The following is a 10348-nucleotide window of genomic DNA, read 5'->3' as shown; positions in this document are numbered from 1 at the left end:
ACGTCCAGGAGCTCCTGGACACGTCGCCGGCGCGAGCCCTTGGGAGCCACCTCGGGGTGGATCTCGAACGGCTCCCCGATGATGTCACCGACCGTCATGCGCGGGTTCAGCGACGTGTACGGGTCCTGGAAAACCATCTGGATGTTGCGGCGCACGGCCTTCAGGGCGCGGCCCGACAGCTTGGTGATGTCCTCGCCCTTGTACGAGATCGCGCCCGCCGTCGGCCGCTCCAGATTGACGAGCATCTTGGCCACGGTGGACTTCCCGCAGCCGGACTCGCCGACGATGCCGAGCGTCTCACCGGCGCGCAGGTCGAAGGAGACCCCGTCGACGGCCTTGACTGCGCCGACCTGCTTGCGGAAGACGATGCCCCGGGTCAGCGGGTAGTGCTTGACCAGGTCCTTCACTTCCAGCAGGGACTCAGCCATGAAGGCACTCCTTCCAGAAGTGGCAGGCGCTGGTCCGCTCCACCGGGGACTCGGTCACCCGGTACAGCGGCGGGACGTCGGTGCGGCACACCGCCTGCGCCATCGGGCAGCGCGGGTTGAAGGCGCAGCCGGGCGGGATGGCCACCAGGTTCGGCGGCAGGCCCTTGATGGCGTACAGCTCCTGGCCCTTCTGGTCCAGGCGCGGGATCGAGTCCAGCAGGCCACGCGTGTACGGGTGGGCGGGCGCCTTGTAGATCTCGTGGACCGGGGCAGCCTCGACGATCCGGCCCGCGTACATGACCGCGATCTTGTCGGCGACGTCGGCGACCACACCGAGGTCATGGGTGATCAGGATGAGGCCCATGTTCAGCTCGCGCCGGAGCTCGGCCAGCAGGTCCATCACCTGGGCCTGGACGGTGACGTCGAGGGCCGTCGTCGGCTCGTCCGCGATGATCAGCGAGGGCTCCAGGGCCAGCGCCATCGCGATCATGATGCGCTGGCGCATGCCGCCCGAGAACTGGTGCGGGTAGTCCCCCACGCGCTCCTTCGCCGCCGGAATTTTCACCCGGTCCATCAGCTCGACGGCCTTGCCCTTGGCGTCCTTGCGGGACATCCCGCGGTGCACCTCGTACATCTCGCCGAGCTGTGCGCCCACGCTGAGGACCGGGTTCAGGGAGGAGAGCGCGTCCTGGAAGATCATCGCCATCTCGGCGCCGCGGATCTTCCGGCGCTCCTCCTCCTTCATCGTGAGGAGGTCCTTGCCCTTGAAGAGGATCTCGCCGCCCGCGATCCGGCCCGGCGGCACGTCGAGGATGCCCATCACGGCCTGGGCGGTGACCGACTTGCCGGAGCCCGACTCGCCGAGCACGGCCAGCGTCTCCCCCTCGGCCACCGAGTAGTTGACGCCGTTGACGGCCTTGGCGACTCCGTCGCGCGTCTTGAATTCCACGTGCAGGTCGCGGACTTCGAGCAGCATGTGCGGGGCTCCTCAGCGCAGCTTGGGGTCGAGGGCGTCGCGCACCGCGTCGCCGAGCATGATGAAGGCGAGCACGGTCAGGCTCAGCGCGCCGGCCGGCCAGAGCAGCATGTGCGGAGCGTTGCGGATCTGCGGGGCCGCGTTGGAGATGTCGATGCCCCAGGAGACGGTGGGCGGGCGCAGGCCGACGCCGAGGAAGGACAGGGTGGCCTCCAGGGCGATGTACGTGCCCAGCGCGATGGTGGCGACGACGATGACGGGGGCGATGGCGTTGGGCGCCACGTGCCGGAGCATCATGCGGCCGCTGCCGGCGCCGAGGGCCCGGGCGGCCTGGACGTAGTCGTTGTGTTTGGCGGTGATGACGGAGCCGCGGCCGATGCGGGCGATCTGCGGCCAGCCGAGGAGCACGATGAAGCCGACGACCGGCCAGACGGTGGTGCTGGTGACCACGGACAGGAAGACCAGGCCGCCGAGGACGACGGGGATGCCGAAGAAGATGTCGGCGACCCGGGAGAGCAGCGCGTCGCCCCAGCCGCCGAAGAATCCGGCGAGCCCGCCGAGCACCGAGCCGAGCAGGGCGGCGCCGAGGGTGGCGCACACGCCTACGGTGATGGAGGCGCGGGCCCCGTAGACGGTACGGGTGTACACGTCGCAGCCCTGGGTGTCGTATCCGAAGGGGTGGCCCGGGGCGGAGCCCTGCTGCGACTTGGACAGATCGCACTGCAGCGGGTCGCCGCTCGCGATGAGCTGCGGCCAGATCGAGATGACGACGAGGAAGAGGATCATCAGCGAGGAGATGACGAAGACGGGGTTGCGGCGCAGCTGGTGCCAGGCGTCGGACCACAGGGAGCGGGGCTTCGCGCCGGGTCCGGTCCCGCCCCGCGGGCCGTCCTTCTCGAGGCCCTCGACGCTCTCGGCCTCCTCCAGGGCCAGATCCATGGGTCCCCCCTGGCCGGTCGGGGAGACCGCCTCGTGCGGACGTGGACCGACGGGATCGTAGCCGCCGGGCCCTTCGGGACGCTCGGGGTCAGGCATAACGGATCCTCGGGTCCAGGACCGCGTAGAGCAGGTCGACGAGCAGGTTCGCCAGCAGGAAGACGATGACGAGGATGGTCACGAAGCCGACGACCGTGGGCGAGTTGTTGCGCAGGATGCCCTGGTAGAGCTGGTAGCCGACGCCGTGGATGTTGAAGATCCGCTCGGTGACGATGGCGCCGCCCATCAGGGCGCCGATGTCGGTGCCGATGAAGGTGACGACGGGGATGAGGGAGTTGCGCAGCAGGTGGCGGGTGACGACCCGGCGGCGCGGGAGGCCTTTGGCGACGGCGGTGCGCACGTAGTCGGCCTTGACGTTCTCGGCGATGGAGGTGCGCGAGAGCCGGGTGACGTAGGCGAGGGAGACCAGCGCGAGCACCATGCCGGGGAGGATCAGCTCGCCGAAGGGGGCGTCCGGGGAGACGGTGGGCCGCACCCAGCCCCATTTGACGCCGAAGAGGTACTGGAGCAGATAGCCCGTCACGAACGTCGGTACGGAGATGACGACGAGGGTGAGCACGAGCACGCTCGTGTCGACGGACTTGCCGCGGCGCAGGCCGCTGACCACACCGAGGGTGATGCCGATGATGATCTCGAAGAAGATCGCGACGACGGTCAGGCGCAGGGTGACGGGGAAGGCGCTCGCCATCAGCTCGGTGACCGGCTGGCCGTTGAAGGCCGTACCGAAGTCGCCCTGGAAGATCTGGTCCATGTAGTGGACGTACTGCTTCCACAGGGGCTGGTCGAGGTAGAGGTCCTTGCGGATGCGCGCGGCGGTGGCGGGGTCGGGCGCCTTGTCGCCGAAGAGGGCCGCGACCGGGTCGCCGAGCGCGTACACCATGAAGAAGATCAGGAACGTGCTGCCGATGAACACCGGGATCATCTGGAGCAGCCGCCGGATCACATAACGTCCCATGACTGCTCCAGGATCGATCCGAAACGCGGGTCAGCTGACCTTGATCTGGTCGTACACGGGGACGCTGAACTGGTTGAGCGCCACGTCGGAGAGCCGCTCGGCGTAGCCCGCGCTGCCGTTCTGGTACCAGAGCGGGATGGCCGGCATCTGCGCGGCGAGGATCTTCTCGGAGTCCTGGAACTTCGCGATGGCCTTGGCGGGGTCGCTCTCCTGGTTGGCCTCGTCGACGAGCTTGTCGAAGTCCGCGTTGCTGAACTTCCCGTAGTTGGAGGAGGCCCCGGTGTAGTAGAGGGGCTGGAGGAAGTTCTGGATCAGGGGGTAGTCGGCCTGCCAGCCGGAGCGGAAGGGGCCGGTCAGCTTGAAGCCGCTCTGCTGGTTGCGGAAGTCCGCGAAGGTGCCGATGGGGTTGACCGTGCAGACCGGGCCCTCGCCCAGCGCGTTGTTGATGCTGTTGCAGACGGCGTCCATCCAGTCGCGGTGTGAGCCGGTGTCCACGTTGGAGGTCAGCGTGACCTTGCCGCCGGGGAGCCCGCCGGCGTCCGTGATGAGCTTCTTGGCCGCGGCCGGGTCGTAGACGCAGGCGTCGCCGCAGACCGTGGAGGAGAAGCCGCCCTTCTCGCCGAGGGCCGGGGAGGTCCAGTCCTTGGCCGGGGTGCGGGTCTCACGGAAGATCTGCTTGGTGATCTCGTCCCGGTTGATGGCCCGGGAGATGCCGATCCGGACGTTCTCCATCCCTTCCTTGCTCCACTGCGGGTCGTACAGCGGGAAGGTGAGGGTCTGGATGATCAGGGCCGGCTGGTTGATGTACCGGTCGCCGAGGTCGTTCTTGACGTTCTTCAGCTGCTGCGCCGGGATGTCGTCGACGAGGTCGAGGTTGCCGGAGATCAGGTCGGTGTAGGCGGTGTTGTTGTCGGTGTAGACCTTCAGGTCCACGCCGCCGTTCTGCGCCTTGTCCGGGCCGGGGTAGGTGTCCCACTTGCGCAGCTTCATACCGGTGCCCTTGGTGTACGAGTCCACCGTGTACGGGCCGTTGCCGATCGGCTTGTTCAGCCAGCCGGCGTGGTCGGTGAAGAAGGCCTTGGGCAGGGGGGAGAAGGCCTGGTAGCCGAGGGTCTCGGGCCAGGTGGAGAACTTGTTCTTCAGGGCGACCGTGAAGGTCTTGTCGTCCTTGACGACCAGTCCGGACATCGTCTTGGCCTTGGGCTCGCCGGAGGCGGGGTGGACGTCCGCGTAGCCGACGATGTCGGAGAAGAACGTCGAGTTGTTCTGCTTGTTGCGCACGTCCGCGCCGTAGTTCCAGGCGTCGACGAAGGACTGCGCGGTGACCGGCTCGTCGTTGCTGAACTTCCAGCCGTCCTTCAGCGTGATGGTGAAGTTCTGACTGTCCGTCGTCTCGATCTTCTCGGCGACCATGTCGAGGGCCTCGCCCGTCTTCGGGTCGTAGCGCTTGAGGCCCCGGAAGAGCATGTCGAGAACCTTGCCGCCCTGCACCTCGTTGGTGTTGGCGGGCTCCAGCGGGTTCTGCGGGTCACCCCACGAGGAGCTGACGATTCCCGCCTCGCCGCCTCCGCCGCTGTCGCTACCGCCGCCGCAGGCCGTCGCCGCGAGGGCGACGGCCACCGCACATGCGGCCCACTGGGCGTGGGTGGCTCCGCGCATGGAGTGCCTCCTAGGGATCCCAAGACTCGCTTAGGGGCCAATGTCACCCTATGTGGGTTCCTGCACACTCGTGGTTGGACCGATTGCACCCGCGCGTCACGCCCCTGTCACCCCTGGGGGTGCAATGAAAGCTCCCATGAGTCGACCGCGTAGTGCAGGCCCATGCCGTGCGCCTCGTACAGCGCGAGCGCGCCGGTCTCGTTGTGGGTGTCCACGCCGAGGCCCACGGAGTCCCGGCCGCGCTCCGCGTGGACGGCGAAGCAATGGCGGAGCAGGAAACCGCCGATGCCCCGGCCGCGTGCCTCCTCGGCCACGCCGATGTGGCTGACCCAGGCCATGCTCGTACGGTCGTCCCGGGTGAGCAGCACGGCCGCGTCACCGTGGCCGGGCAGGCTCGCGATCCACACCAGTGACCAGTCCAGCTTGCGGCCGTCCATGTGGTCCAGCCAGGTCTCGTACGGGCGCTCCACATGGCCGAAGTGCGCGGCGAACGTGCGCTCGATCAGCGCGTGGGCCCGGTGGCGGTCGGCCTCGTCGTCGGCGCAGTGCCGCAGGGTGAGGCCGGCCGGCGGGGCCGGCGCCGGGTCGGCGGCCGGAGACAGGGAGCGGGTCATCACCTGGTAGCGGCGGATGGTGCGGTAGCCGCGCCCGGTGAGGAGGGAGAGGTCGAGGGTGGGCTTCACGTTGAGCTGGAGTCTCAGTACGCCGGGCCCGGCGGACAGCTCCCGGGCCCGGGCCTCCATGCGCTCCAGCAGCACGCGGGCGGCCTCGTGATGGCCGGGCAGCACGTAGTGGTCCCCGTCGACGCGGCCCGGCCCGGAGTCCGCCCAGACGAGGGCGTAGGCGACGAGTCCTCCGTCCTGGAAGGCGAGCCAGGAATCGGTGGCCAGGTCCACGTCGGGGGCGTTGAGGTCGGACTCGACGGTGCCCAGATCGGTCTCCGGGCGGCCGATCTCGATCACGTCGACGGCATTGAGCAGGGCGCAGATGTCGGACGCGTCCCCGGGCCCGGCGGGCCGAACGGTGAGGGTCATGCCGCCACTGTCCGGCCCGGGCTCCCGGGGGCGCAACCGGTTTCACCGGGGCTCCCGTCCACGGATACGCGAACGGCTGGTCCCCGGCGCCGTGAGGCACCGGGGACCAGCCGTCGTGAAGGAACGCGTCGGTCAGACGGCCAGGATGGCCTTCTCCTCGGCGAAGTGGCACGCGGACTCGTGCGCGGCCAGGGTGTTCACGCCCTTGAAGCGCTCCGGGATCGCCAGCAGCGGCTCCTCGGTGGAGCACTTGTCCTGGGCCTTCCAGCAGCGGGTGCGGAAGCGGCAGCCCGACGGCGGGTTGGCCGGGGACGGGACGTCACCGGTGAGGATGATCCGCTCGCGGCCCTCGCGCGCGTCCGGGTCCGGGACCGGGACGGCGGACAGCAGCGCCTGGGTGTACGGGTGGGTCGGGTGCTCGTAGATCTCGGCGTCGGAGCCGATCTCGGCCATCTTCCCCAGGTACATGACGCCCACGCGGTCCGAGATGTGCCGGACGATCGAGAGGTCGTGCGCGATGAAGAGGTAGGAGAGGTTGAACTCGTCCTGCAGCTTCTCCATCAGGTTGATGACCTGGGCCTGCACCGACACGTCGAGCGCGGAGACCGGCTCGTCGCAGATGATGATCTCCGGCTGCAGGGCGAGGCCGCGGGCGATGCCGATGCGCTGGCGCTGGCCGCCGGAGAACTGGTGCGGGTACCGGTTGATGTACTCCGGGTTCAGACCGACGACGTCCAGGAGCTCCTGGACCTTCTGCCGGCGCGAGCCCTTGGGAGCCACCTCGGGGTGGATCTCGAACGGCTCCCCGATGATGTCGCCGACCGTCATGCGCGGGTTCAGCGAGGTGTACGGGTCCTGGAAAACCATCTGGATGTTGCGGCGCACGGTCTTCAGGGCGCGGCCGGACAGCTTGCTGATGTCCTGGCCCTTGTAGAAGACCTCGCCGGCGGTCGCCCGCTCCAGGTTCATCAGGAGCTTGGCGACCGTGGACTTGCCACAGCCGGACTCGCCGACGATGCCGAGGGTCTCGCCCCGGTAGAGGTCGAAGGAGATCCCGTCGACCGCCTTGACCGCGCCGACCTGCTTCTTGAACAGGATTCCCTGGGTCAGCGGGAAGTGCTTGACCAGGTTACGGACCTGGAGGATCGGCTCGCGCTCGGTGGCGTTCTTGGTGAGCTCAGCCATGGATCTGCTCCTTCCAGAAGTGGCACGCGCTGCCGCGGCCGGGCAGTTCGGTGCCATCCTGCTCGGTGACCGGGTGCAGCACCGGGATCTCGGTGCGGCAGATGTCCTGCACCTTCGGGCAACGGGGGCTGAAGGCGCATCCCGTGGGAATGCGGAGCAGGTTGGGCGGCAGGCCCTTGATCGCGTAGAGCTCCTGGCCCTTCTGGTCCAGGCGCGGGATCGAGTCGAGCAGGCCACGGGTGTACGGGTGGGACGGGCGCTTGTAGATCTCGTGGACCGGAGCGGTCTCGACGATCCGGCCGGCGTACATGACCGCGATCTTGTCCGCGACGTCGGCGACGACGCCGAGATCGTGGGTGATCAGGATCAGGCCCATGTTCATCTCGCGCTGGAGCTCCGCGAGCAGGTCCATGACCTGGGCCTGGACGGTCACGTCGAGGGCCGTGGTCGGCTCGTCGGCGATGATCAGCTCCGGCTCCAGGGCCAGCGCCATGGCGATCATGATGCGCTGGCGCATACCGCCGGAGAACTGGTGCGGGTAGTCACCCACGCGCGCCTTGGCGGCGGGGATCTTCACGCGGTCCATGAGCTCGATGGCCTTGAGCTTCGCGTCCTTCTTGGACGCGCCCCGGTGGACCCGGAACATCTCGCCGAGCTGGTCGCCCACCGAGTAGACCGGGTTCAGGGAGGACAGCGCGTCCTGGAAGATCATCGCCATCTTGTTGCCACGGAGCTTGCGGCGCTCCTCGTCGGACATCTTGAGGATGTCCTTGCCGTGGAAGCGCACCTCGCCGCCGGACACCCGTCCGGGCGGGCTGTCGAGGATGCCCATGATCGCCTGAGCGGTGACGGACTTGCCGGAGCCGGACTCGCCGAGCACGGCGAGGGTCTCGCCGGCGCTGACGCTGTAGCTCACGCCGTTGACGGCCTTGGCGACCCCGTCACGGGTCTTGAACTCGACCTGGAGGTTGTCGACCTCCAGCAGCGGCACGGCGGACCCGCCGCCCGTCTCCGCAACGCTGAGAATCTCCGACGTGGTCACGCCGCCACCTTCGTCCTGCTTGCTGATGTTGTCTCGGAGCATCGGGCGGCCCTACCGGAGCTTCGGGTCGAGCGCGTCACGCAGGCCGTCGCCCACGAAGGCGAAGCCGAGCACGGTGATGACGACGAACAGGCTGGGGAAGTACCACAGGTAGTCGTTGACGCCGATGAAGCCCTGACCGGCCGCCAGCATGTTGCCCCACTCGGGGACGTCGACGGGAACGCCGGCGCCGAGGAAGGACAGCGCCGCCACGCCGACGATGGTGGTGCCGACGTTGAACGTCGCGTAGACCAGCACGGCGGTCAGCGAGTTGGGCAGGATGTGCGTGCGCACGATGCGCCACCCGCTCGCGCCGAGTGCCTTGGCCGCGTGGACGTAGTCCATCTCGCGCACCGACAGGATCGAGCTGCGCAGAAGTCTGGACACGGTGGCCCACGAGAAGATCGCGAGCGAGATGACCACGGGGGTGATGCCACGGCCGGTGACCAGGATGATGACGACGGCACCGATCATCAGCGGGAACGCGAGGAACACGTCCGCGACGCGCATGACCAGCGTGTCGGCGAAGCCGGAGAAGTAACCGGCGATGGCACCGAGGGCGACACCGATCAGCACCGCGAAGAAGATCGAGGCGAGGCCGACGAACATGGCCACGCGGGTACCGGCTATGAGGCGCGAGAACATGTCGCGGCCCAGGGCGTCGGTACCCATCCAGTGGGTGCCGTTGGGCGACGCGAGGGTGTTCTCGAGGTCCTGCGCACCGGGGTCGAACGGCGCGAGCATCTCGCCGAACGCCGCCGTCAGGAACAGCAGCGTGATGATCACGAGGCCGACGACGGCCAGCTTGTTCTGGACGTAGCGGTGACGGATCTCGCCCCACTGGCTCAGTTGCTTGGGTCGGGGTTCGGCCGGGGCCGAAGCGGACGACACGGGGTTCTCGTCCCCGATCGCCGGGCTCGTTGCGAGCTCAGACATGAGGAAATCCTCCTTGGGGGCGGTCAGCTGAGGCGGATACGCGGGTCGAGGGCCGCGTACAGCAGGTCCACGATGAGGCTGAGGACGACGAAGATGGCGACGCTGTAGGTCACGACGCCGATCACGATCGGGTTGTTCTGCTGCTGAATCGCCTGAACCAGTGCCAGACCGACACCGTCCCAGTTGAAGATCGCCTCAGTGATGAGCGCACCACCGAGGAGTCCGCCGAACGAGATACCCAGGTAGGTGACCACGGGGATGGACGAGTTGCGCAGCACGTGCTTGAAGAGCACGCGCCGGCGCGGAAGTCCCTTGGCCACGGCCGTCTTCACGTAGTCCGCGCGCAGCACCTCGAGCATCGTGCCGCGGGTGAGGCGGGCGACGAACGCGACGTCGGTGACCGCGAGGGTGATCGCGGGAAGGACCATGCCTTCGAGCTTGTCGCCGCCGAGCTGTGGGAACCACTGGAGTTCCACGGCGAAGTACTTCATGAGCAGCATGCCGATCACGAACGTCGGGAACCCGACAGCCATGGTCGTAAAGAATGTCGTGGCCATGTCCAAGATGCTGTATCTGTACAGGGCGGCGATGATGCCGACGCCCATACCGAACACCGTGACGAGAACGATGGCCAGCAGGGCCAGCTTCGCGGTGTTCTGCAGCTTGGGACCGAGGATTTCGGACACCTCGCGGCGCTGGACGAAGTCCTCGCCGAGGTCTCCGGTCGCGACCTTGGCCACGTAGTTCACATACTGCTCGGGCAGCGACTTGTCGAGCCCGTAACGCGCCTTCAGTTCCGCGACCACTGCGGGGTCACGTGCCTTGTCGCTGCCCGCGATCGAACCCACGGGATCACCGGGGAGGACGAACAGACACGCGAACAGAACCATGGTCGCGCCGATGAGGACTATGACCATCTGCCCGAGGCGACGGGCGACGTACCTTCCCATGTTTTGCCTCTCTACCTGGCCGCTTCTGGGAGCAGCGGCCTCCGGCCCAAGGAACGGGCCGGCTCTCGGCCTGCGGGGATTGCCCGCGGATGTGAGGGGTGCCGAAGTAAAAACGGCCTGCCGAGCGGGGCCGCGGCCCACCGGTCAC

The 10348-nt window shown here is 68.0% G+C and carries 10 protein-coding genes; all 10 read right to left on the bottom strand.

Going from position 1 to position 10348, the window contains the following annotated elements; all coding sequences use genetic code 11:
- Window positions 1-428 (bottom strand): ATP-binding cassette domain-containing protein (locus ACWGIU_RS17935; protein WP_453706880.1); only part of this gene is annotated, 428 nt, incomplete at its 3' end.
- The gene (locus ACWGIU_RS17930; RefSeq protein WP_453706878.1) at window positions 421-1404 is read right to left on the bottom strand and encodes an ABC transporter ATP-binding protein; all 984 of its coding nucleotides are present in this window, start codon (window positions 1402-1404) and stop codon (window positions 421-423) included. The genes ACWGIU_RS17930 and ACWGIU_RS17935, both read right to left, overlap by 8 nt.
- A gap of 12 nt (window positions 1405-1416) precedes the next feature.
- Window positions 1417-2439 (bottom strand): ABC transporter permease, encoded by a 1023-nt coding sequence (locus tag ACWGIU_RS17925; RefSeq protein ID WP_453706876.1) that lies wholly within the window; start codon window positions 2437-2439, stop codon window positions 1417-1419.
- A complete protein-coding gene (locus ACWGIU_RS17920; RefSeq protein WP_453706874.1) occupies window positions 2432-3355 on the bottom strand; it encodes an ABC transporter permease in 924 nt (307 codons plus the stop codon). The genes ACWGIU_RS17925 and ACWGIU_RS17920 overlap by 8 nt, the downstream gene beginning before the upstream one ends.
- A 30-nt stretch (window positions 3356-3385) precedes the next feature.
- The gene (locus ACWGIU_RS17915) at window positions 3386-5014 is read right to left on the bottom strand and encodes a peptide ABC transporter substrate-binding protein (RefSeq protein ID WP_453706872.1); all 1629 of its coding nucleotides are present in this window, start codon (window positions 5012-5014) and stop codon (window positions 3386-3388) included.
- A gap of 107 nt (window positions 5015-5121) precedes the next feature.
- Entirely contained in the window at window positions 5122-6048 is a 927-nt protein-coding gene (locus ACWGIU_RS17910; protein ID WP_453706870.1) for a GNAT family N-acetyltransferase, read from the bottom strand.
- Between the two features lie 132 nt (window positions 6049-6180).
- Window positions 6181-7233, bottom strand: coding sequence for an ABC transporter ATP-binding protein (locus ACWGIU_RS17905; RefSeq protein WP_453706868.1), 1053 nt, complete (start codon window positions 7231-7233; stop codon window positions 6181-6183).
- The gene (locus ACWGIU_RS17900) at window positions 7226-8275 is read right to left on the bottom strand and encodes an ABC transporter ATP-binding protein (protein ID WP_453706866.1); all 1050 of its coding nucleotides are present in this window, start codon (window positions 8273-8275) and stop codon (window positions 7226-7228) included. The genes ACWGIU_RS17905 and ACWGIU_RS17900 overlap by 8 nt, the downstream gene beginning before the upstream one ends.
- Window positions 8276-8326: 51 nt before the next feature.
- Window positions 8327-9250 carry an ABC transporter permease gene (locus ACWGIU_RS17895; RefSeq protein WP_453706864.1) on the bottom strand — a complete coding sequence of 308 codons (924 nt, stop codon included), beginning with the start codon at window positions 9248-9250 and terminating at the stop codon, window positions 8327-8329.
- Window positions 9251-9273: 23 nt separating this feature from the next.
- Window positions 9274-10140, bottom strand: coding sequence for an ABC transporter permease (locus tag ACWGIU_RS17890; RefSeq protein WP_453706882.1), 867 nt, complete (start codon window positions 10138-10140; stop codon window positions 9274-9276).
- Window positions 10141-10348: the final 208 nt, after the last annotated feature.

It is taken from the genome of Streptomyces sp. NPDC054840, from assembly GCF_053611065.1.
The sequence above is the reverse complement of the archived record's forward strand: the minus strand, read 5'-3'. Positions and strand labels throughout refer to the sequence as shown.

Bases quoted from the DNA above. Each gene is read 5' to 3' on its own strand.
- ACWGIU_RS17930 (WP_453706878.1), bottom strand. From the start codon at position 1,404: ATGCTGCTCGAAGTCCGCGACCTGCACGTGGAATTCAAGACGCGCGAC.
- ACWGIU_RS17925 (WP_453706876.1), bottom strand. From the start codon at position 2,439: ATGCCTGACCCCGAGCGTCCCGAAGGGCCCGGCGGCTACGATCCCGTC.
- ACWGIU_RS17920 (WP_453706874.1), bottom strand. From the start codon at position 3,355: ATGGGACGTTATGTGATCCGGCGGCTGCTCCAGATGATCCCGGTGTTC.
- ACWGIU_RS17915 (WP_453706872.1), bottom strand. From the start codon at position 5,014: ATGCGCGGAGCCACCCACGCCCAGTGGGCCGCATGTGCGGTGGCCGTC.
- ACWGIU_RS17910 (WP_453706870.1), bottom strand. From the start codon at position 6,048: ATGACCCTCACCGTTCGGCCCGCCGGGCCCGGGGACGCGTCCGACATC.
- ACWGIU_RS17905 (WP_453706868.1), bottom strand. From the start codon at position 7,233: ATGGCTGAGCTCACCAAGAACGCCACCGAGCGCGAGCCGATCCTCCAG.
- ACWGIU_RS17895 (WP_453706864.1), bottom strand. From the start codon at position 9,250: ATGTCTGAGCTCGCAACGAGCCCGGCGATCGGGGACGAGAACCCCGTG.
- ACWGIU_RS17890 (WP_453706882.1), bottom strand. From the start codon at position 10,140: ATGGTTCTGTTCGCGTGTCTGTTCGTCCTCCCCGGTGATCCCGTGGGT.